This is a genomic window from Streptococcus sanguinis (assembly GCF_019928825.1).
GTDB lineage: Bacteria > Bacillota > Bacilli > Lactobacillales > Streptococcaceae > Streptococcus > Streptococcus sanguinis_L.
The window spans coordinates 463,411-484,879 of sequence record NZ_JAHZOP010000002.1 but is presented as its reverse complement, the minus strand read 5'-3'; the positions used below and the strand labels follow the sequence as shown (position 1 = coordinate 484,879).

17 protein-coding genes and 1 pseudogene are annotated in these 21,469 nt (G+C 44.4%); 6 read left to right on the top strand and 12 right to left on the bottom strand.

Annotated elements, in window-relative coordinates; all coding sequences use genetic code 11:
• Nucleotides 1-90: 90 nt before the first annotated feature.
• The 4 genes from K1J09_RS05930 to K1J09_RS05915 form a co-directional block, all read right to left on the bottom strand.
• Nucleotides 91-2,331, bottom strand: coding sequence for a DNA internalization-related competence protein ComEC/Rec2 (locus tag K1J09_RS05930; RefSeq protein WP_223323353.1), 2,241 nt, complete (start codon nucleotides 2,329-2,331; stop codon nucleotides 91-93).
• On the bottom strand, nucleotides 2,315-2,995 hold the full coding sequence (locus K1J09_RS05925) for a helix-hairpin-helix domain-containing protein (protein WP_223323351.1): 681 nt from the start codon (nucleotides 2,993-2,995) through the stop codon (nucleotides 2,315-2,317). Before K1J09_RS05925 ends, K1J09_RS05930 begins: the two co-directional genes overlap by 17 nt.
• Before the next feature lie 148 nt (nucleotides 2,996-3,143).
• Nucleotides 3,144-3,692 carry an HXXEE domain-containing protein gene (locus K1J09_RS05920; protein ID WP_223323481.1) on the bottom strand — a complete coding sequence of 183 codons (549 nt, stop codon included), beginning with the start codon at nucleotides 3,690-3,692 and terminating at the stop codon, nucleotides 3,144-3,146.
• Nucleotides 3,693-3,764: 72 nt separating this feature from the next.
• Nucleotides 3,765-4,505, bottom strand: coding sequence for a lysophospholipid acyltransferase family protein (locus tag K1J09_RS05915; protein ID WP_002900842.1), 741 nt, complete (start codon nucleotides 4,503-4,505; stop codon nucleotides 3,765-3,767).
• A gap of 157 nt (nucleotides 4,506-4,662) precedes the next feature.
• On the opposite strand from K1J09_RS05915, the gene K1J09_RS05910 reads away from it, so the two are divergent.
• The 4 genes from K1J09_RS05910 to K1J09_RS05895 all read left to right on the top strand — a co-directional run bounded on the left by K1J09_RS05910 (nucleotide 4,663) and on the right by K1J09_RS05895 (nucleotide 8,990).
• Nucleotides 4,663-7,002: a cation-translocating P-type ATPase gene (locus K1J09_RS05910; RefSeq protein WP_223323349.1), complete on the top strand. Its 2,340-nt coding sequence runs from the start codon at nucleotides 4,663-4,665 to the stop codon at nucleotides 7,000-7,002.
• A gap of 129 nt (nucleotides 7,003-7,131) precedes the next feature.
• The gene (locus tag K1J09_RS05905) at nucleotides 7,132-7,878 is read left to right on the top strand and encodes a tRNA1(Val) (adenine(37)-N6)-methyltransferase (RefSeq protein WP_002912006.1); all 747 of its coding nucleotides are present in this window, start codon (nucleotides 7,132-7,134) and stop codon (nucleotides 7,876-7,878) included.
• On the top strand, nucleotides 7,868-8,131 hold the full coding sequence (locus K1J09_RS05900; RefSeq protein WP_223313254.1) for a GIY-YIG nuclease family protein: 264 nt from the start codon (nucleotides 7,868-7,870) through the stop codon (nucleotides 8,129-8,131). The genes K1J09_RS05905 and K1J09_RS05900 overlap by 11 nt, the downstream gene beginning before the upstream one ends.
• The gene (locus tag K1J09_RS05895) at nucleotides 8,124-8,990 is read left to right on the top strand and encodes a DapH/DapD/GlmU-related protein (RefSeq protein ID WP_223323347.1); all 867 of its coding nucleotides are present in this window, start codon (nucleotides 8,124-8,126) and stop codon (nucleotides 8,988-8,990) included. Before K1J09_RS05900 ends, K1J09_RS05895 begins: the two co-directional genes overlap by 8 nt.
• A 44-nt stretch (nucleotides 8,991-9,034) precedes the next feature.
• On the opposite strand, the gene K1J09_RS05890 is transcribed toward K1J09_RS05895, so the two are convergent.
• The 3 genes from K1J09_RS05890 to K1J09_RS05880 all read right to left on the bottom strand — a co-directional run bounded on the left by K1J09_RS05890 (nucleotide 9,035) and on the right by K1J09_RS05880 (nucleotide 12,432).
• A complete protein-coding gene (locus K1J09_RS05890; protein ID WP_002904082.1) occupies nucleotides 9,035-9,568 on the bottom strand; it encodes an isoprenylcysteine carboxyl methyltransferase family protein in 534 nt (177 codons plus the stop codon).
• Nucleotides 9,569-9,751: 183 nt separating this feature from the next.
• Nucleotides 9,752-10,498, bottom strand: coding sequence for a DeoR/GlpR family DNA-binding transcription regulator (locus tag K1J09_RS05885; protein WP_002904081.1), 747 nt, complete (start codon nucleotides 10,496-10,498; stop codon nucleotides 9,752-9,754).
• A gap of 362 nt (nucleotides 10,499-10,860) precedes the next feature.
• Complete coding sequence (locus tag K1J09_RS05880; RefSeq protein ID WP_002897984.1) at nucleotides 10,861-12,432, bottom strand: DEAD/DEAH box helicase; 1,572 nt, start codon at nucleotides 12,430-12,432, stop codon at nucleotides 10,861-10,863.
• 358 nt (nucleotides 12,433-12,790) lie between these two features.
• Between K1J09_RS05880 and K1J09_RS05875 the strand changes: the two are divergent.
• Nucleotides 12,791-13,190, top strand: a pseudogene (locus tag K1J09_RS05875) (hypothetical protein).
• Nucleotides 13,191-13,217: 27 nt separating this feature from the next.
• Here the strand turns inward: K1J09_RS05875 and icd are convergent.
• From icd to K1J09_RS05855, 4 genes are all read right to left on the bottom strand, one after another.
• Entirely contained in the window at nucleotides 13,218-14,429 is a 1,212-nt protein-coding gene (icd, locus tag K1J09_RS05870) for an NADP-dependent isocitrate dehydrogenase (RefSeq protein WP_223323345.1), read from the bottom strand.
• The gene (locus K1J09_RS05865) at nucleotides 14,416-15,534 is read right to left on the bottom strand and encodes a citrate synthase (RefSeq protein WP_223323344.1); all 1,119 of its coding nucleotides are present in this window, start codon (nucleotides 15,532-15,534) and stop codon (nucleotides 14,416-14,418) included. Before K1J09_RS05865 ends, icd begins: the two co-directional genes overlap by 14 nt.
• 2 nt (nucleotides 15,535-15,536) lie before the next feature.
• Nucleotides 15,537-18,200 (bottom strand): aconitate hydratase AcnA, encoded by a 2,664-nt coding sequence (gene acnA / locus K1J09_RS05860; RefSeq protein WP_223323342.1) that lies wholly within the window; start codon nucleotides 18,198-18,200, stop codon nucleotides 15,537-15,539.
• Between the two features lie 210 nt (nucleotides 18,201-18,410).
• On the bottom strand, nucleotides 18,411-19,319 hold the full coding sequence (locus K1J09_RS05855) for a magnesium transporter CorA family protein (RefSeq protein WP_011836670.1): 909 nt from the start codon (nucleotides 19,317-19,319) through the stop codon (nucleotides 18,411-18,413).
• Between the two features lie 77 nt (nucleotides 19,320-19,396).
• Between K1J09_RS05855 and K1J09_RS05850 the strand changes: the two genes are divergently transcribed.
• A complete protein-coding gene (locus tag K1J09_RS05850; protein WP_223323340.1) occupies nucleotides 19,397-19,579 on the top strand; it encodes a dehydrogenase in 183 nt (60 codons plus the stop codon).
• Between the two features lie 77 nt (nucleotides 19,580-19,656).
• Here the strand turns inward: K1J09_RS05850 and K1J09_RS05845 are convergent, their stop codons facing one another.
• A complete protein-coding gene (locus K1J09_RS05845) occupies nucleotides 19,657-21,201 on the bottom strand; it encodes a peptide chain release factor 3 (protein WP_004187794.1) in 1,545 nt (514 codons plus the stop codon).
• Nucleotides 21,202-21,469: the final 268 nt, after the last annotated feature.

Below are 21,469 nucleotides of genomic sequence, written 5' to 3'. Positions count from 1 at the left end.
CTTATCACAAATGCATAAATAAATCAATATGACTTCCTGACTGAAGCTAAGCAGTCTACAAAGTATGAGCTGGCATCTTTAGCGCAGCTATCAATGAACTGTTTCAATCCTCCAGGAATTCCAACCAATCAAACGAATGGCTCCCTGCTGGTCAGTTCGATAGATGGCTGTATTAAGCTTCTCAAATCTTTCCAAGGTTTCCTGATGGGGATGACGATAACGATTATTCTGGCCAGCTGATATCAAGGCTAGTTTCGGCTGAATTTGCTCTAAAAACTCTGGACTGGAAGAGCCTTTGGAGCCATGGTGTCCTGCTTTTAAGACATCTGCTTTCAGCTGAGGAAAGCGCTGCAGCAGTTCAGTTTCTCCTTGCTTTTCCAAATCACCTGTAAACAAAAATTTTGTCTGAAAGAACTCCCCGTAGAGTACAATCGAATCATCATTTCCACCGTCGCCTGTCCTGCTAGGATAGAGAACCTGCAAAGCTGAGTCAAATACCGGAATCTCATCTCCTACTTCTACGACATGGACAGAAGTTTCTATCTGCTCCAGCTTTTGAACAAAATCAGACTGAGTCAGACTTCCTTTAGAAACATAGATTTCCTTGATGGAAAAATGTTGGGCTACCTCCAGCATATCGCCCATATGGTCGGTATCGGTATGAGTCAGGACCAATACATCTAGACTAGCAACGCCACGACTTTTGAGATAGGGAATCAAGGTCTTTTCTGCATTGGATGAAGTCTGTCGCTCCTGCCAAGCCTCCTTCTTTCCTATCTCGACTCGTCCTCCTACGTCAATCAAAATCGTCCTGCCCTGCCAGTCCCTTAGAAAAATGCTATCACCTTGACCAATATCCACCACTGTAATCTCATTTTGCAGCGGATGCTTTGTTAAGAAAAATAAGAGAAGAGCTAGGAAACTAAAAGACAAAAGCCAGCTTTTCTTTCTCCGAAAGTCATAGATTAAAGCCAAAACTAAAAGGAGGGCAACAAGTAGCCAGAGGTTGGGCTTCCCAAAAATCAAAGGACGCGGAGCAAAATCAGCTACCCAGCGAATCACACCTTCGAGTAACTCAAAGAAAAAATTGACTTGAGTGATTTTTAAAAGTGGTGACAAAATAAAAATGAGGGTTAACCCTGGCAGCATCAGCAAGTCAAAGAGTAGTGAAAATAGAAAAGTCAGAAGTACAGACCAAGGCTGAAATTCTGCAAAATAGTAGATTAGTATAGGCAAAATGCCCAATGAAATAGTCAGACTTTCCGCTAAAAGCTTCCGAATCAGCGGCAACTTTTCAAAATCCATCATAGAGATCAAAAAGGCATAAGCGCAGGACAAGACACCGCCCGCTGTCAGAAGAAAATTGGGCATGAGGATAAAAAGAACCATCAGTGTCAGAGCAAAATTATCTAATCTGGTCAGTCCTTGCTGGGCCAACAACTTCTGAACTAAGCTTCTGACGACAGAAACAGAAAAGCCTGTCAGCCCAGCATAGATAAATGAAAAAGGCAGCTGCAAGGCGTTTACTGTCTCCCTCTTCATCCCCAACCTTAGAAGAATTCTGCGAAAACCATCCAAAAAGAAACCTACCTGCATACCAGACAAGGCAAACAAATGGATGATACCCAAGCTAGAATAGAGGTCACTCATTTCCGCAAACTCTGTATCCAAGTCACCAAATAAGAGTCCAGTCATGTAATGGCTCATTGGACTAGGAAAATTATTTCGAATATAGACCAGCGCTTTTCTGCGCCAGACAGACAGCCAATCGAGTGGATTAAGGCTGGAAATTGGTCTTAGTGACTGAAGCTTATTGATTTTTAAGGTACGGTAAATCCCCTGACTCTTTAAATAAGCCTGATAGTCAAAGCCCGAAAAATTTCGTTGTTGCTGGGCCTGTCCAAACTCAGCTTCCATATCAAGGACGACCAAATCTGTCAGTTGCTGAAAAGCTTCCTTTTCACTGGCTGATTTGATCTTGTAGAAGACCTGATAAAGCCGACCGTCCGTTCGCCCTCGAAAGGATAGGTAGTCTCCATTGACCTTGATCGTATCTGGCAAAACTTGAACTGAGCTAGCTGAAGGAGGTTCCTGCCTAAAGACCTGCTCTGCCATTTCCCGACGAAGCAAGAAAAAGAGGACAAAAAAGAACAGGAATGCCAAAGCAGCTAGACTTTTTTTGAGGGGATAGCTGAAAAAGAGACGAAGCAGAAGGACACCTAGCCCAAAATAAGCCAAGGAACTGCCAGAATAGACTGCAAAATAGGCCCATACAAGGATGAAAGCTAGATAGATAGGGGTGAGGGGTAACTTTTTAATCCACTGTGACATATTCTTTCAGCTTTTCTAAGGTCTTATCTCCAATCCCTGACACCTTTTTCAGTTCATCTACTGACTTGAAACGGCCAGCACTTTCGCGGTAGGCGATGATGTCAGAAGCCCGCTTCTGTCCGATGCCTGAAATAGTCTGCAGTTCAGCCTCTGTCGCCGTATTTAGATTGACCTTGTCTGACTTTCCACCACTGGAACCAGCAGAATCAGAAGCTCCTGCTTGATGCTGGCCAGTCTGTGTGACATCGGCTCCTTCTTCACCAATCTTTGCCACATAGATTACTGCTTCATCTGTTAATTTTTGTGCCTGATTGATGGACTTAGCCTCGGCGTCTGCTGTCAATCCGCCAGCTTTTTGGATGGCTTCATGGACTCTCGCTCCTGCTCTCAGCTCATAGACACCAGGATTCTTGACCGCTCCCTTTATATCCACAGTGACTTGCCCACTCTCCTCTTCGTCCGCCTTAGCCTTAGAGACAATCTTTTCGCTTTCTTCATCAGCTGAGCTGGATGAGGAAGTTACCTCTTGACTTAAGGCGGCTACCTGATTTTGCGGCTGGTGATTTCCTTTGATGAGGAAAAAGCCACCTAGCACAGCGCCAACTACTGCCAGACCGACAAAGAGCTTATATTCTTTTAGCTTTTCAATGATTTCTTCAAGCATATTTTTCTCCTTTGCCTTTTTATTCGTAAAAAATTCAAAAAAATATGACAAACCGAAAGAATTTTCAGCTTGTCATATTTTAAAATCTTTATTTTGCAAGAAGTCGTATAGGATAGAAGGGGCATTGATGAAAATAGGAGCTATAATATCAATCTACTTTGCTTATCCTGTATATCCAAGCTTCTAACTTTTGAGCTCTACTATGTAAAAAAGCCAGATTTGCCAAAAGAAAAGCCATCACAAGCACGCTTAGAATTAGAAGCAGCGGCCAAGAAACTGACTGCTGATATAGATAAAGGATGAAGACTAAGATGAGTATAGGAAAAGTCGTCAAAGCTGTGAAGCCGCCCGGTACCCAGCGACGAAAGCGAAACACTTGCATGATATGGCCCAGCAGATGGAGGGTATGACAGAAGCCAGTAGCCAGAGCTAGCTCGGGAATGCGAAATAGAATTGCAAGCAGCAAAAGGATAAAAGCCAGCAAAAATTCCTCCGCAATCATTAGAGCAATACTTTCAGCAGAAAGATAACTTCCTCTCCTAGCAATGAACATCTCCTTTTGATAGCCTTGATGGTCTTGATTCTGAGAAATCCAAGGCCGAATCAGGATAATCTCATCAAACTCGTGCAGCATAAATAGTGATAAGGTTACAAAAGATAAAAAAGCAAGAGACATGGTATCCTCCTTATGAAACATACCAACATTATAACTCACTTGCATACAAAAATCAGCTCCCAAGCAAGATTGCTCAGCAAGCTGATTAGTAGCTTATTTTCTATGCTTATCTGGATCCCAGACAAAGCTAGCAAAAAAGCTGAAAATGATGGTCAAAATTCCAATCAAAATAGCAGGAATAAAGACAAAGGCACGTAAAATCCGTAAGAAGATATTGCCTTTCTTTTGTGTCTGGTAAGGGGCCACTTCAGCATCCAAACGGTCAAACTCAGCATGAACACGGCGGGCCACTTCCTCAACTCCCTCATCATTCATCTTCTTAATGTCTGAAATATCAATCGGATTACCAAAATTCATATCCACGCGCTCTCCAGCTGCCAATCCTTTGAGGCTCATAGGACCAGCATAGACTACTGGCATGATACGGACTTTAGCCATCTTAGCTATCACTGCCACTCCTCCCTTGACATCTGTAGAATGCCGGCTGCCGCTTGGGAACATAATCAGGGAGCGATTGCTCTTTTTAAGCATATTGACAGGGTACTTGATAGCTGACGGACCAGGATTTTCCCGGTCAATAGGAAAGGCTCCACACATGCGAATCCACCAGCCGAATACGCGATTTTCAAAAAGCTGTTTCTTGGCCATGAAAATGAACTGCTTGGGCTTGGTCGCAAAAGCCATGTAAACTGGATCCCACCATGTCCGGTGAGGGGCCACCAAGATATAATTTTCATCTTTTGAAGGAATCTTTTCTTTATTGTGGTAATGCGCATTGCCGTTCAAGGTCCACAGGATAAAAATCACTAAACCTCGCAAATAAGTATAAAACATAAACTCTCCTTATTTCAAACCAAAATTATACTTGAAATTTATTACATCCTTTCCCATTATACCCTATCCCATTATAGTCTGCAATATTTTTCCAAACTTTGCCTGTAACAGCTGATTCGGATAGCTATTTCCATAAAAAAATGGTATCATTATTCTCATGAACAAGAAAGAATTAATTGGTTTAAACCAAACCCAAGTAGATGAAAAGATTTCGCAGGGCTTGACCAACGATTTTACAAGTGACACCAGTACTAGTAACTGGCAAATCGTTAAGCGGAATGTTTTCACCCTTTTTAATGCCCTTAACTTTGTTATTGCTGTTGCCTTGGTCTCTGTCCAAGCTTGGAGCAATCTGGTCTTTTTCGCAGTCATCAGCTTTAACGCCGTTACTGGTATTATTACAGAGCTGCGAGCCAAACGTATGATTGACAAGCTCAATCTGGTCAGCCGAGAGCTAGTCACAGTCATCCGAGACGGCCAGGAAGTCAAAATTCAGCCAGAAGAAATTGTGCTGGGCGATCTGATCAAGCTGTCAGCCGGCGAGCAAATTCCCAGTGATGCCCGTGTAGTAGAGGGTGTTGCCGAGGCCAATGAAGCCATGCTGACAGGTGAGAGTGACTTGGTTCTAAAGGAAGAAGGCGCTGAGCTGCTGTCTGGTAGCTTTCTGGCTAGTGGGCAGATCTATGCTGAGGTGCATCATGTCGGAGCAGACAACTATGCCAACAAGCTCATGACTGAGGCTAAAACCCTCAAGCCTATCAACTCGCGTATTCTATACAATCTTGGGAAAATTTCCCGCTTTACTGGAAAAATTATCATTCCTTTCGGAATGGCTCTCTTCTTTGAAGCCCTGATGATAAAGGGATTGCCTGTCAAAAACTCTGTCATTACCAGCTCGACAGCTCTTTTGGGTATGCTGCCTAAGGGAATTGCCCTGCTGACAGTCACGTCACTTCTGACAGCTGTCATCAAGCTCGGCATGCGCAAGGTGCTTGTTCAGGAAATGTATTCAGTTGAAACTCTGGCTCGGGTAGATACTCTCTGCTTGGACAAGACTGGGACAATTACCCAAGGTAAGATGAATGTTGAAGCCTTGCATAGTTTGTCAGATAAGTTTTCTGATGAGACCGTCGGTCAAATCTTAGCAGCCTACATCCAAACCAGCGAGGATAATAACCCAACAGCTCAGGCTATCCGCAAGGGATACGGCCACCTGGAGCACACCTATACTAGCGACAATGTCATCCCATTTTCTAGTGACCGAAAATGGGGCGCAATGCATTTATCAAGTGTCGGAACCATCTTTTTGGGGGCTCCCGAAATGCTGCTGGACAGCAATCCTGCAGCGGTTGGAGAGGCTCAAAAACGCGGATCACGGGTTTTGGTACTGGCTCACAGCGACCAAGTGCTAGACAAACACAGTATTCAACTGCCTAAAGATATGACCGCTTTAGCTGTTCTGGAAATCACTGATCCTATTCGGGAGGGAGCGGCTGAGACACTGGACTACCTACGCTCTCAGGATGTTGATCTGAAAATCATCTCTGGTGACAATCCAGTGACCGTCTCCCATATTGCTAGCCAGGCTGGATTTGCCAACTACAACAGCTACATCGACTGCTCTAAAATCAGCGATCAAGAATTGGTTGAGCAAGCAGAAGAAACAGCTATCTTCGGCCGTGTTTCTCCTCATCAGAAAAAACTGCTCATCCAGACTCTCAAGGCCGCCGGTCGGACAACAGCCATGACCGGAGATGGGGTTAATGATATCTTGGCCTTACGTGAAGCAGACTGTTCCATCGTCATGGCGGAGGGAGACCCCGCAACTCGGCAAATTGCCAATTTGGTCCTTCTTAACTCCGACTTTAACGATGTCCCTGAGATTCTTTTTGAAGGCCGCCGAGTCGTTAACAATATCGGCCGGATTGCTCCGATTTTCTTCATCAAGACGATCTATTCCTTTATCCTGGCTATCATCTGTATCGCCAGTATCCTGCTCGGAAAATCTGAATACCTCTTGATTTTCCCATTCATCCCGATTCAAATCACCCTGATTGACCAGTTTGTCGAAGGTTTCCCGCCCTTTGTCCTCACCTTTGAGCGCAATATTAAGCCGGTTGAAAAGCACTTCCTCAAACGCTCCCTGCAACTGGCTCTGCCAAGCTCCATCATGATTGTCTTCAGCGTGCTATTTGTTCGTATCTGGGGCTCCAGCCATGGCTGGAGCGACATAGAAATGTCCACCCTAACCTACTACTTGCTAGGCAGCATCAGCTTCATGTCAGTCATCCGAGCCTGTCTGCCACTCAACCTCTGGCGCAGCCTGCTTATTATCTTCTCTGTCTTTGGCTTCTATCTATCAGCCTTTGTCCTGCAGCACCTTTTGGAAATTGCAACGCTGACAGCCGCAACTTTGCCAGTCTATCTGATTCTCATGGTCATTTTCGGACTTGTCTTTGTTGCCTGCACCATCAAGCAGAAATACAGATTTGATTAAGGGCTAGCTAAAAAAGAATTGTCATTTAAGCTCATGGAAACATGCGAGAGCCCTCGCATGTTTTTTTGATTGTGCAAAAACTTCCCATATCCCTTTGGAATCCTTACTAAATCATGCTATAATTGACTTATGAACGAAGCAAAACTAAAAGACGGAGAGCGCGTCAACCAGCTCTTTTCGACGGATGTCAAGATTATTCAAAATAGTGAGGTCTTCAGCTATTCGGTAGACAGCGTGCTGCTTTCCCGCTTTCCCAAGCTGCCTCAGCGGGGGTTGATTGTCGATCTCTGTGCTGGAAATGGCGCCGTTGGACTTTTTGCTAGCACTCGCACCAAGGCCAAGATTCTGGCAGTCGAGATTCAGGAGCGTCTGGCAGACATGGCCGAGCGCTCCATTGAGCTCAATGATTTGACCCAGCAAATGCAGGTCATTCAGGACGATCTGAAAAACCTAGGACGCTATATCACCGGCAGCAAGGTTGACATGATTCTCTGCAATCCTCCATATTTCAAGGTTGATAAGCAATCAAATCTAAACGAAAGCCAGCACTACCTTTTAGCCCGCCATGAAATCTCAACAAATCTGGAAGAAATTTGCAAGATTGCTCAGCGAGTCCTCAAATCCAACGGTCGGCTAGCTATGGTTCATCGACCAGAACGCTTTTTAGATATTTTAGACACCATGCAAGCCCACAACCTGGCTCCCAAGCGCATCCAGTTTGTCTATCCAAAATTGGGTAAAGAGGCCAATATGCTGCTCATTGAAGCTATTAAAGATGGTTCCCGCGACGGTCTAAAAATCCTGCCCCCTCTCTTTATTCACAATCAGGACGGCAGCTACACTCCGGAGATTCACGAGATTTACTATGGAAAATAAAGCCTATATGTACGTACTTGAATGCGGGGACGGATCCCTCTACACGGGCTACACAACGGATGTTCAAGCCCGACTCAAAAAGCATCAAGCTGGCAAAGGAGCCAAGTACACCCGCGCTCGGCTGCCAGTCTCCTTACTTTACCAAGAGGAACACCCTAGCAAGCCGGCTGCCATGTCGGCTGAAGCACTCTTTAAAAAGAAAACTAGACAAGCCAAACTGGCTTACATCAAAGAAAGGACTCAAAATGCCTGAAATCCAGTTTAAAGGCGACTTTCATCATATAGAAATTTCCCCAGATAGCCAGCTTGATATCGGTCAAGATGTCGTCTTCCAATCCTTTACCAGCCTCAGTGTAGCCAGTGGCGCACAACTCAAACTAGGAAACCGAGTTTTCTTCAATGACCACTGCACTGTCCGATGTCAGCACTCTATCGAAATCGGCAAGGACACCATGTTTGGCGATGGGGTCCGCATTTTTGACCATAATCATCAGTATTCTAATTACCATATTGAAAAGATTGATTTTACTGTTGCGCCGGTTAAGATTGGAGCAAACTGCTGGATTGGGGCTAATACTGTGATTCTCAAAGGTGTGACCATTGGCGATAATGTCATCATCGGAGCCAACAGCTTGATTTTCCAGGATATTCCCAGCAACTCTATCGCTATGAGCAAGGAAGAGCTTATCATCAAGGAGCGTCCACAGGGCAATTTCCATGCCTTTACGCTGACAGCTTCTGATACCTTGGAACAGCTGGCCTATTTAGCAGAAAATCTGCCAGACTTGGAATTTCACATAGCTGCTAAGACCAGTATTTCTCCTTACTTGGCCAGCTTTAAGGACTATCCCAATATCAACCTCTACACCAATATTCACCAGGATGACTTTATAGAAGATTTGCTTGATAGGGCGGATATTTACTTGGATATCAATCACTGGGGAGAGGTCGACCAAATTGTTCAAAGGGCTATCAGCAAGGGGAAGCCAGTTTTGGCTTTCAGCCAAACTGCCCACCAGCCTGAAGAAAATACTTTACTTTTTGAAGCGAACCAACCCCAGCAAATGGCTGATGAAATACGAAAATTCATGCAAGAAAAGGCTAGGACATAAAGGTCCTAGCCTTTATTTTGCAGTCGATATGCATTTTATTAATTTTATTCACCAGCAATTCCATTTGGAATGATGACTTCCTTGAGCAGCTGCTCCTCTTCCTTGATACGGACATAGAGGGTGATACAGTAGAGCGGGAAGAGAATGAAAAGAGCAAAGTAAGCATGACTGAGCAGTGCCAAGCCCACCAATTCTGGTACAACATTCAGGAAATAATTAGGGTGTTTGACATTGCGAAAGAGCCAGTGGTCGACAAACTTATGATCCTTAACCAGCATAAGCTTGATGGTCCAAACTGGTCCCAAGAGCTTAGCAACAAGGTAGAGCATAAACATAGAAAAGAGCAACAAGACAGCCCCCAATAGACTCACAAAGTCAAAAGCTGGCTTTTTCAGCAGCAATTCCAGAAAGCAAACCGCATAAAAAAGCATGTGCAGGTACTTCATGATAGTTGAGTTTTTCACCCCGTACTCTATGCCACCCTTGGCCAGAATATCCTGCTCATTCTGAGAGGATTTCCTCAAAAACACCAAACGAAAAAGCGACACAGCCACAAAAATCACTATATTGATTGTCATAAGACCTCCTAAAATTTAATAATACATTTTATTATATAAGGAATTCCGCAGCAAAGTCAAGACTGTTGTTTACAAAATGAGATCAAGAGATAAAAAAGCTGCGACTAGAATTTCTAAACAAAATCCCAGTCACAGCCTCTATAAATTATTCATTTAAACTAAGTTTCTCTCATCGGTCAGACATCACAAAATTTCAACATAAGTGCTGTATTTTTCCTTAACTTTCGGAGCGATATTGTCGTCCGTCACAACTGCACTGAGGTTGTCCAGCCGGTAAAAAGAATAGAAAGAATAGCTGTCAAACTTGCTGTTATCGGCTACAATATATTTGCTGATGGCATTGTTAAGGATAATCGCGTCGCCGTTGCCTTCCTCTTCATTACTGGTGGTAACATTATGACCGTCAATGCCATTCGCCCCGATAAAGGCCTTGGAAACCTTGATTTCTTTCAAAAGATTATTGGCAAACTGACCGACAAAGGTTTGAGTCTTAGCACGATAACGTCCTCCAATCAGAATTAAATCTAAATTGGACCTTTCTTTTAACTTTTCAAAAATTGGCAGCGAATTGGTGACAATGCTGATATTTTTGCCATCCAAATAATCTCCTATAAAATCCGTTGTGGTGCCTGACCCAATAAAGACCGTATCCCCGTCAGCAATCAAATCCGCACATTTACGGGCAATCTGCTTCTTCTCCTCAACATTCAGCATTTGCTTTTCTGAGTGGGAAATCTCATTGAGAGCATTTTTGACCTTCTTATGGGCTCCGCCATGAACTCGGGTCAGCATGCCCTGCTTCTCCAAGTCAATCAAATCTCGACGGATAGTCATATCCGTAACGCCCAGCATTTCTTTGAGGTTTTTCACAGCAACCACACCTGTTTGATCCAGTTCTTGCAGAATGATTCTATGTCTACTTTCTTTCATTTTACATTCTCCTTTTGCTCCTGAATTTCTTACAGACTCACCTTCACCTTATTATACAACAGTTCCAGCATATAAACAAAGATTTGTGAATTTTTTTATTTTAATTGACTGATATGTTGAATTTTGATATCGAAATTAGTTGAAATACTTTGAATCCTGTTCTATAGCAAAAATAAGGCGATTATTATTTACTTTGAAAAACAGGACTGCTTCAATCAGCATGATTAAGGAAACTACATTGGCTCATACTTATATTTCTGTGGGACAGACGGTAACCAGACTCATCGAACAAACAAAAAAAGAGAGAACTTGCATTCTCTCTCGACGCTAAAATTGTCGTCAACTCCAGTTAACACCCCGCTTTATTTATCACCCTTGTTACGGATAACAAAGCCGGTTTTCTTTTCGCTAGAAGTATTGCGTGGCTTCTTGTGGTCCTTGCGGTAGCGATTTTCTTTGTCAAAACGCTCGTCTTTGCGACCTTTCTTAAATTGATCGCGACGGCCACCTCGGTCACGGCGGTTGTCATTGCTGCGACGGTTGCTATTTCCGCCACGACTGCCCTTGCCTTTTCCGCCAAAGCCACCGCCAGACGGTTTAAATGGCAATGGTTTTTCACGGGCAATTTCTACTTCAGGAAGAGCATCTGGATCCTGCACCGTCAAGCTGAGGATATACATAGCCAGCTCTTCCGGACTGAATTCTGCTGCTAGCTTGCGGGCATCCTTGCCAAATTTCTCAAAGTTAGAATGGATGTTTTCATCCGCAAAATCGCGTTCAATCTTCTTAAGAGCAACTTTTTTCTTAGCTTGGAAAGCTTCCTCTGCAGTCGCTGGCTTGAGGCCTTTCATACGCTTCTTGGTCAGATTTTCGATGATCTGCAGATAGCCCATTTCATTTGGCGCTACGAAAGTAATAGACTGACCTGACTTACCAGCGCGACCAGTCCGACCAATCCGGTGAACATAGCTTTCTGGATCCTGCGGAATGTCGTAGTTGTAGACATGGGTTACACCAGAAATGTCCAATCCACGCGCTGCCACATCTGTCGCCACCAAGACATCCAGATTGCCGTTTTTAAAGTCGCGTAGAACGCGAAGGCGCTTGCCTTGGTCCAAATCACCATGGATACCCTCTGCTCGGAAACCGCGGATTTTCAGGCCACGAGTCAGCTCATCCACCCGGCGCTTGGTCCGGCCAAAGACGATAGACAGCTCTGGCTGCTCCACGTCCATCAGGCGGGTCATAGTATCAAATTTTTCATTTTCCTTGACACGGATATAATACTGATCCACCAGCTCCGTTGTCAGCTCTTTAGCAGCAATCTTGACATGCTCAGGCTCCTTCATGAACTTAACACCGATGCGCTTGATAGCATCCGGCATGGTCGCTGAAAAGAGCAAGGTCTGACGCTCTTCTGGCACACGTGAAATGATAGACTCAATATCTTCCAAAAAGCCCATGTTAAGCATTTCATCCGCTTCGTCCAAGATTAAGGTTTCAATCTGATTCAGCTTAAGCGCCTTGCGTTTGATCAAATCCAAGAGACGGCCAGGTGTTCCTACGACGATATGAGCACCAGACTTGAGGGCCTTGATTTGCTTTTCGATGCTGGAGCCACCGTAGACAGAACGCACCTTGACCCCCTTGCTGCGGCCAAAACGGAAAAGCTCTTCCTGACTCTGCACAGCCAATTCACGGGTTGGAGCGATAATCAAAGCCTGCACAGCAGGATTATCTGTATCAATCTTCTCCAAAGTTGGGAAGCCAAAGGCTGCTGTCTTTCCTGTCCCAGTCTGGGCCTGACCAATGACATCCTTACCTGCCATAGCAAGTGGAATTGTCTGCTCTTGAATAGGGCTTGCTTCTACAAAGCCAGCTTTTTCAATTTCTGCTAGTAATTCAGCAGATAAATGTAATTCATTAAATTTCAATGTTCTTCTTCTTTCTAAAGGCGGTGCGAAGCCACCTTATAAGGCTTTTGATACTCAACTATCGAAACATACCAAGTGCTTTTCTCTTGCTAAATCTCGATTTTCTGAGAGTATTCGCTCTTCTCTTCATAAATATGGTCTCTCAAGTCCAGGCACTAAAAAAGCGCCGACTCGGTCGCTAGTTCCCACTGAATAGAAAAACTGTAAGTTTTGCAACCTACCCAGTATACCATAAATAAGGTTAAAAAGATAGGACTTGACTGTAAAATATTTTATTAGAGATTTCTTTTGTAAAAAATGAAAATTTGAAAATCATTTTCAAAAACATTATAATCTACAAAGAAGAAAGGAGACAAGTATGAATAAATTTTTACGAGTGACTTTCATTTTACTATTCTTAGCTATGATGGGCGCGGCTATGATCCAGATTTTCCAGCCCCAGCTCTTGGGCAATGAGTCCATCTATGGTCTAGCTCCCTACTGGCAGCGGGAAATTGGTTTCTGGAATCTGGCTATTCTTCCTTTAGTCATTGCCGCCAACATAAAGTATGATTGGTTCTATCTACGTATGACTTTGCTAGCACTGATTCTGGGTGGGCTGGGCTTTGGCACCAACCATCTGCTAGGCTATCTGGAAAAGGCGAATCAAGCGAATCTACTGGGCTGGATTGAAAATTATCTGCTAGTCTTTTGCTGGATCATCGGCTGGGGACTGGAATATCGAAAAAGACAAAAAAAGTGATGAAGAGACTGTCTAGATAGGCAGATTCTTCATCATTTTTTCATTATTGACACTTTTCTATATTAGCTACCAGCTCCTCAGCAAATTGACTAGTGGTCAAAGCTGCTACTCCTTCCAGCTGACTGGCAAAATCCCCTGTCACTTTTTGCTCAAAGAGAGCTTTCTCAACGGCCTTAGTCAGGAGATGAGAGACCTCCGACCAACCAATGTAATCAAAGAGCATGGCTCCCGATAAGAGAAGAGAACAAGGATTAGCCCTGTTTTGACCTGCTATATCTGGCGCCGTCCCGTGAGTAGCTTCAAAAATAGCATGACCAGTCTCGTAATTGATATTGGCCCCTGGAGCGATACCAATCCCGCCCACCTGAGCAGCCAAGGCATCGCTGGCATAGTCACCATTTAGATTGGTCAAAGCAACAACGTCGAATTTTTCTGGATAGAGCAAAATCTGTTGCAGAAAATTATCCGCAATGACATCCTGGATGATTAGTTTTCCAGAAGCCAGCTCGTCCACATACTCTCTTTGAGCTAGTTCATAGCCCCATTTCCGAAAACCGCCCTCTGTAAATTTCTGGATATTGCCCTTGTGAACCAGAGTGACACGCCTTAGTCCTTTGGCTAGCGCATAGTCAATAGCTGCCCGTATCAGCCGCTCACTGCCCTGCTTAGAGATAGGCTTAATCCCAATAGCAGAGCTTTCTGGGAAGCGAATCTTGTCAACCTGCATATCCTCCTGCAGGAAATCGATAACTTTTTGGACTTCAGCCGTTCCACTCTCCCACTCAATCCCTGCATAGATGTCTTCTGTATTTTCCCGAAAAATCGTGATATCTGTCTTCTCTGGGTGCTTGAGCGGACTGGGAACTCCCTTGAAATAACGAACCGGCCGCAGACAGGCGTAAAGGTCCAATTCCTGTCTCAGGGCCACATTCAAGGAACGAATCCCTTCTCCGATTGGGGTTTCTAGCGGGCCCTTTATAGCTACCAGACAATCCTTAATCGTTGCCAACGTTTCGTCCGGCAGCCAGTCACCTGTCTGGTCTGCTGCTTTTTTCCCAGCCAAAACTTCCTTCCAAAAAACCTTTCTCTGACTTCCATAAGCCTTTTCCACTGCCTTATCAAAGACCAGCCGGGCATTCCTCCAGATATCACCCCCAATCCCATCACCTTGGATGTAAGGAATAATCGGAGCATCCGGCACCTGCAACCGCCCTTTCTCAAACAAAATCTTATCTGCCATTTTATCTCCTTCCAATGGGAAGATACTCCAAACCTTGAGCACCAATATAGTTAGAACGTGGCCGAATCAGTTTATTGTTCTTGCGCTGTTCCTGAATATGAGCAATCCAGCCAGCCACCCGACTCATGGCAAAAATCAGGGTGTAGATACTGCTGTCAATGCCCAACACATGGTAAACCGTAGCCGAATAAAAATCGACATTCGGTATCAGATGCTTGGTATGCTTCATATAGGCTTCAATTTCCACTGAAAGCTGATACCAAACCTCATCCTTGGTCCCCTGTGTCAAATCCTTAGCCATTTGACGCAGGTATTTTTCACGCGGATCTTGGGTCTTGTAAACCCGGTGACCAAAGCCCATAATTTTCTCGTGAGAAGCCAGCTTGCGGTCTAAGTAGGCTTGGCAATCCCCTTCCTCTCTGATCTCTTTCAGCATATCAAAGACACATTCATTAGCGCCACCATGAAGGGAGCCCTTGAGCGCTCCAACAGCTGCTGTCACGCAAGAATAAATATCAGTCAAGGTTGAGGCACATACACGAGCCGCAAAAGTTGAAGCATTGAGTTCATGATCGGCATGGAGCACCAAGGCACAGTTAAAGGCTTTGACTTCAAGCTCACTAGCCTCTTCTCCCTTGAGCATATAGAGGAAATTAGCCGCAAAGCCCAAATCCTCCCGCGGCTCTACCGGAGTCTGACCCGACCTCAGTCTGGCAAAAGCCGCAATAATAGTCGGCATCTTTGCCATAAGCTGGATGCTCTGCTCATAGGTCGCTTCTAGAGAAGCTTCCTCAGCATGGACATTATAAACACCCAAAAGACTGACCGTTGAGCGCAAGACGCTCATGGGATGAAGGTGCTTACGGGACTGGATAAGGATGCACTGCTCCACCGCATCGCTAATGGCATAATTAGTTCGCAGATCTTCTTCAAAATGCTTGAGCTCAATTTGAGTCGGCAAATGCAAATGCCAGAGCAGATAAATCACCTCTTCAAAACTCGCGTGGTGCTCTACCAATTCAGAAATATTGTAGCCTGCATAAGACAAAGAATCATCCACAATCTGGCTAATCCGAGTATCACAGGCAATGGTATCTTTCAAACCGTCCGTCTGACTCATGCTCACACCTCCTCTAATTTCTTTCTAACGACCATGGGCAAAATTCCTCCGTTTTCATAGTAACGGATATCCGCCTCTGCATCAAAACGCAGTCGAGCTTGAAAAGCTATTTTTTCAGCACCTTTCCGCGCTACCACGTCAACTAACTGCCCAACTCGCGGGTTCTGTGGCAGATTGATGTCGAAAGTCTCCTTGCCTGTTAAGCCCAGACTATCCGCATTTTCTCCCTCTAGATACTGCAAAGGAAGAATCCCCATCATGACCAGATTGGACCGGTGGATACGCTCAAAACTCTCTGCCAACACCACCTTGACACCCAAAAGATTAGCCCCCTTGGCTGCCCAATCACGGCTGGACCCCATACCGTAGTCTTTGCCAGCTAGGACAATGGTGTCAATTTGCTCTTCCTTGTAGCGCATGGCCGCTTCATAAATGGATAGCAACTCTCCTTTATAATCTGTGTAACCACCAATTTTCCCATCCGCCAATTCATTTTTAATCCGAATATTGGCAAAAGTCCCCCGCATCATGACCTCATGATTGCCCCGACGGCTGCCATAGGAATTAAACTCTTGGTAATCCACTCCATGCTCCATCAAATAGGAAGCTGCTGGGCTGTTTCTGGCAATATTTCCTGCTGGGGAGATATGGTCTGTCGTCACCGTATCCCCAAATTTTGCCAGCACTGCAAGATTTTTCAGTGGCTGAATGACTAAATCATCAGCTAAACCATCAAAATAAGGTGGATTTTGGATATAGGTAGAAGCCTGATTCCACTGATAATTTTGAGAAGAGGCTGTCGGAATCTGATTCCATTTTTCATTGTCGTCAAACACATGAGCATATTCTTTTTCAAAAAGCTGGCGCGTCACATATTTTTGAACATAATCAGCAACCAAGTCGTGCTCCGGCATCAAATCCATCAAATAGACAGGCTGCCCCTTTTGATCATAACCCAACGGCTCACTGGTCAGATCAATATTGGTATTTCCAGCCAGAGCATAGGCAACTACCAAGGGCGGACTAGCTAGGAAATTAGCCTTGACCAGTGGATTGATCCGTCCTTCAAAATTCCGATTGCCTGAAAGAACAGCACTAGCCAGCAAGTCAGTATCTGTAATCGCCTGAGCCACTTCTGCTCGGAGATTGCCTGAATTTCCAATACAAGTAGTGCAGCCATAGCCGACAACATTGAAACCAAGCTGATCCAGATAAGTTTGTAGACCACTCTTCTTGAGATAGCCTGTGACCACCTTGCTGCCCGGAGCCAAAGAAGTCTTGACAGTCTTTGAAACGCGTAAGCCTTTTTCTACTGCTTTCTTGGCCAAAAGCCCTGCCGCCATCAGCACATAGGGATTGGATGTATTGGTACAGCTAGTAATGGCTGCGATAGCCACATGGCCTGTCTTAATCGTCTCCTCATAATCAGAAAATTGAACCACTGCTGACTTTTCCAGCTCGCTCTCATCTAGACCAAAGCCTCGGACCCCCGCTTCTCTGACTAGACTAGCTTGAAATTCTTCTTTAGCAGCTGTCAATTCAATCAAATCTTGGGGACGCTTGGGTCCTGAGATGCTCGGCACAATGCTGGACAAATCAATTTCGACTACCTTGGTATAGTTCGGCTCAACCTTTTCATCATAGAAGAGGTGATTTTTTTGAGCATAGAGACGGGTCAGCTCGATATGATCTTCTGACCGATTGGTCAGACGCATGTAATTAAGCGTTTCCTCATCTATCGGAAAATAACCACAGGTAGCTCCGTATTCCGGCGCCATATTAGCCACTGTTGCCCGATCAGCTAGGCTTAGATTAGACAAGCCAGGTCCAAAGAACTCGACAAATTTGCCAACAACATTTTCCTGCCGCAAGATTTGCGTGACCTTTAAAGCCAAATCTGTCGCTGTCGCAATCTTAGGTAGCCTTCCCAAAAGACGAACACCAATCACCTCAGGAACTGGGAAATATGAAGCCTCACCTAGCATGGCAGCTTCAGCCTCAATCCCACCGACTCCCCAGCCCAGAACACCGATACCATTAATCATGGTCGTATGACTGTCCGTCCCAAACATACTGTCCGGATAGAGTTGGCCATCCTTCTCAATGATGACATCACTGAGAAACTCGATATTGACCTGATGGATAATCCCAGTAGCAGGGGGAACCGCACGGTAATTATCAAATGATTTTTCTGCCCACTTGAGAAATTCGTAGCGCTCATTATTGCGGACAAACTCTTGGGTCATATTGGCCTCTAGAGCTGTATCACAGCCATAAAAGTCCACTTGAACACTGTGGTCAATAACTAAATCAACCGGAATCTCTGGATTAATCTGATCGGCCTGACCTCCCTGCTTGACAATCGCATCGCGCATACTAGCCAAATCCACTACGACAGGAACACCCGTAAAATCCTGGAGAATAACTCGACTAGGCTTAAAAGGAACTTCTCCGCTTGGTGATTTAGCTTGATAATGCACCAAAGAACCAATGTTATCTTTTATTACATCAATACCATCTTCCTTACGAAGAACACTTTCTAATAATATTCGTATAGAATAAGGAAGTCTTTCTATATCCCCTCCTAGTAGAGCTGAGGCTTTCCAAAGGTCTATGTATTGGTATATTTTACCTTTGTAATTTAAATCGTTTAGGTATTCTGCCATATTTCTACCCCTCACTTATTTTAAATTGTTTTATATTATACTTTATTATGAAATTTTATGCAATAAGAATTATAATTTTTATGTTATATTTTCTAACACATAATAACAGTTTTTTAAATACAGGCAAACTGTACTAATAATTATTTTTCCAAGCACGAAAAAACAAGCACCATTCTCGGTGCTTGTTATAGGAAAAATAATTTCAAATGTTTACTTCTTATTGGCTAACCATTTAAGAAGCTTGGTCAGAAGTCCCCAGATGATTAGACTAATGACAACAATATAAATCCAGGCATTTTTATCATTAGACAAGGGCAGAGGAACATTCATACCAAAGAAACCCGTGATAACTGCGAGTACTGCCAAAAGGACCGAAATAATGGTCAAGACCGTCAAATTGTCATTCAGATTGTTGTTCAGGATATTATTGTAGGAGCCAGAGAGCTGGCTGAGAACTTGAGCAATCAGATCGGTCATAGAGACGAGCTGACGAGCCTCAATCATAGCATCCTCAAACTGCTCGGTTTCTAATTCATCAAAACGTCGGTAAATTCCATGACTTTTGATATGCTCTAGGAGCATACGATTCTGCTTAGCTGCAGCAACTAGATAGACCATAGAAGTTTCCAAGTCGGACAGGGCAAAAAGATGCTTTTTGGTAGTGGTCTGACGCAGAAGAGCATTAATCTCATCCTTGCGCTTGTCCATCCGCTCAACAACTGGATAGTAAGAATTGGAGATCAACTCTAGACTAGCAAAGAGAAACTTATAGACCGATACTGGCTCATGGCGCTCAGTATAAGCCTTCATCATATCCACAACATAGGCATTGTCCTGGTTGCTGATCGTAATGAGCCGTCTCTGTTGCACCACAAAGGTCATGGGAATCGTCTCATAATGTTCCTTATCTGTCGCTAGATTAAGGACATTGTAGATAAAGACAACAGTTCCATTCTCACGATTGTAGTCCATGTGAGCCCGCTCATTCTTATCCAGCGCATACTCGATGGTCTCTTTATCAATTTCATAATCCTGATAAATCCGGGCGTTCTTTTTGAAACTATCTGAGTCAATGTTGATCCAGACAGACTGATCTTTTAGTTTTCTTTCCAGAAACATGGAGCTCCTTTCTATGAGGTAGAATGATTCTCTAATAAACTAGCACCCAACTTCATAAACTCTTCCTGCAAGTAAATATGCAATGTCGAAGCACAAAACCAATCAAATTAACTACCTCGCCTGACGAGATTAGTCAAGTGGCTAGCAAGGGGCCAACTGAACTCGGCCTTAGTAACTTTAGTTTGTTATACAATCATAACAATCCCATTCACTACGACACGGAGTTTGGCAAATCGATTTTATTTGCCAAACGCAGTTAGTAAGGTACTTAGCCATGGTCCCATAGGACATGGCGTAGATTGCTTAGACTACTATGTAGCCAAGCAATCTTAGTACGTTACATCTTCTCTTCCAGTTTGACATCTGGATACTTGTCCGCGAACCAGCGCAGGGCAAAGTCGTTTTCAAAGAGGAAGACTGGCTGATCAAAGCGGTCTTTGGCTAAAATATTCCGGCTAGAAGACATACGCTCGTCCAAATCATCTGGTGAAATCCAGCGGACAGTCTTTTTACCCATAGGATTCATGACTACTTCAGCGTTGTATTCATTTTCCATGCGGTGCTTGAAGACCTCAAACTGGAGCTGACCGACAGCGCCCAGCATGTACTCGCCCGTCTGGTAGTTGGTATAAAGCTGGATGGCTCCCTCTTGCACCAGCTGCTCAATCCCCTTATGGAAGGATTTTTGTTTCATGACATTCTTAGCTGAAACTTTCATAAAGATCTCTGGAGTAAAGGTTGGCAGAGGCTCAAATTCAAACTTATTCTTGCCTACAGTCAGGGTGTCACCGACCTGATAAGTCCCCGTATCATAAACCCCGATAATATCACCAGCTACAGCATTGGTCACATTTTCCCGACTTTCGGCCATAAACTGGGTAACATTAGATAGCTTGGCAGACTTGCCAGTGCGAGGCAAATTGACACTCATACCGCGTTCAAACTCTCCAGAAACAATACGAACAAAGGCGATACGGTCGCGGTGGCGCGGGTCCATATTAGCCTGAATTTTAAAGACAAAACCTGAAAAGTCTGGGCTGAGTGGTTCGACTACCTCGCCATCTGTCTTCTTATGGCCATGCGGTTCCGGAGCAAACTTAAGGAAGGTTTCCAGGAAAGTCTGGACGCCAAAGTTGGTCAGGGCTGAGCCGAAGAAAACAGGTGTTAGCTTGCCAGCCAAAATCGCTTCTTCTGAGAATTCATTCCCAGCTTCGCTCAAGAGCTCAATGTCTTCCTTAACTTGCTCATAGAAAGGGTTAGAAGCAAACAGTTGATCGCCTTCTGCCAGAGTTGCAAAGCGCTCCTCACCCTTATAAAGCTCCAGCCGCTCATTGTAGAGGTCATAAAGACCCTCAAAGCTCTTCCCCATCCCAATCGGCCAATTCATCGGATAGCTGGCAATACCCAAAATCTCTTCCAGTTCTTCCAACAAGTCCAAGGGCTCGCGACCGTCACGATCCAGCTTGTTCATAAAAGTGAAGACTGGGATATTCCGATGCTTGACAACCTCAAACAATTTCTTGGTCTGAGCCTCAATACCCTTGGCCGAGTCAATAACCATGACCGCAGCATCCACCGCCATCAAAGTCCGATAAGTATCTTCTGAGAAGTCCTCGTGTCCTGGCGTATCCAGGATATTGACCCGCTTACCATCGTAGTCAAACTGCATGACAGAGGAAGTCACCGAAATCCCCCGCTGCTTCTCAATATCCATCCAGTCAGACTTGGCAAAATTACCTGTCTTTTTCCCCTTGACTGTCCCAGCTTCACGAATCTCGCCTCCGAAGTAGAGCAACTGCTCCGTGATGGTCGTCTTCCCTGCGTCCGGGTGGGAGATAATGGCAAAGGTCCGGCGTTTCTTAATTTCTTCTTGTAAAGTCATTTTCTTCTCTTTCTTTCATTTAGGATAATGGCGAATCTTAGTATTTGTTTTTTATTTTACATCGGAGTATTCCAACCTTTCAACCTACCTATTATAGCGGATTTAGCGCTTTTTTTCAATTATCTAAAGAAGATAAAAATCGCCCTTTCGAGCGATTCTATTCTCCTAAGTCAATGAAATTTCCTTAAAACCCTGACAATGGCACAAATTGCAACGATTGAGTTCAAATCCAGTAAATGGAGCAGGCAATTCTCTGGTTTCCAGTTCT

Excerpts from the sequence above, each read along its gene's own strand:
- K1J09_RS05930 (WP_223323353.1), bottom strand. The coding sequence starts at position 2,331 with ATGTCACAGTGGATTAAAAAGTTACCCCTCACCCCTATCTATCTAGCT.
- K1J09_RS05925 (WP_223323351.1), bottom strand. The coding sequence starts at position 2,995 with ATGCTTGAAGAAATCATTGAAAAGCTAAAAGAATATAAGCTCTTTGTC.
- K1J09_RS05920 (WP_223323481.1), bottom strand. The coding sequence starts at position 3,692 with ATGTTTCATAAGGAGGATACCATGTCTCTTGCTTTTTTATCTTTTGTA.
- K1J09_RS05915 (WP_002900842.1), bottom strand. The coding sequence starts at position 4,505 with ATGTTTTATACTTATTTGCGAGGTTTAGTGATTTTTATCCTGTGGACC.
- K1J09_RS05910 (WP_223323349.1), top strand. The coding sequence starts at position 4,663 with ATGAACAAGAAAGAATTAATTGGTTTAAACCAAACCCAAGTAGATGAA.
- K1J09_RS05905 (WP_002912006.1), top strand. The coding sequence starts at position 7,132 with ATGAACGAAGCAAAACTAAAAGACGGAGAGCGCGTCAACCAGCTCTTT.
- K1J09_RS05900 (WP_223313254.1), top strand. The coding sequence starts at position 7,868 with ATGGAAAATAAAGCCTATATGTACGTACTTGAATGCGGGGACGGATCC.
- K1J09_RS05895 (WP_223323347.1), top strand. The coding sequence starts at position 8,124 with ATGCCTGAAATCCAGTTTAAAGGCGACTTTCATCATATAGAAATTTCC.
- K1J09_RS05890 (WP_002904082.1), bottom strand. The coding sequence starts at position 9,568 with ATGACAATCAATATAGTGATTTTTGTGGCTGTGTCGCTTTTTCGTTTG.
- K1J09_RS05885 (WP_002904081.1), bottom strand. The coding sequence starts at position 10,498 with ATGAAAGAAAGTAGACATAGAATCATTCTGCAAGAACTGGATCAAACA.
- K1J09_RS05865 (WP_223323344.1), bottom strand. The coding sequence starts at position 15,534 with ATGAGTCAGACGGACGGTTTGAAAGATACCATTGCCTGTGATACTCGG.
- acnA (WP_223323342.1), bottom strand. The coding sequence starts at position 18,200 with ATGGCAGAATACCTAAACGATTTAAATTACAAAGGTAAAATATACCAA.
- K1J09_RS05855 (WP_011836670.1), bottom strand. The coding sequence starts at position 19,319 with ATGTTTCTGGAAAGAAAACTAAAAGATCAGTCTGTCTGGATCAACATT.
- K1J09_RS05850 (WP_223323340.1), top strand. The coding sequence starts at position 19,397 with ATGCAATGTCGAAGCACAAAACCAATCAAATTAACTACCTCGCCTGAC.
- K1J09_RS05845 (WP_004187794.1), bottom strand. The coding sequence starts at position 21,201 with ATGACTTTACAAGAAGAAATTAAGAAACGCCGGACCTTTGCCATTATC.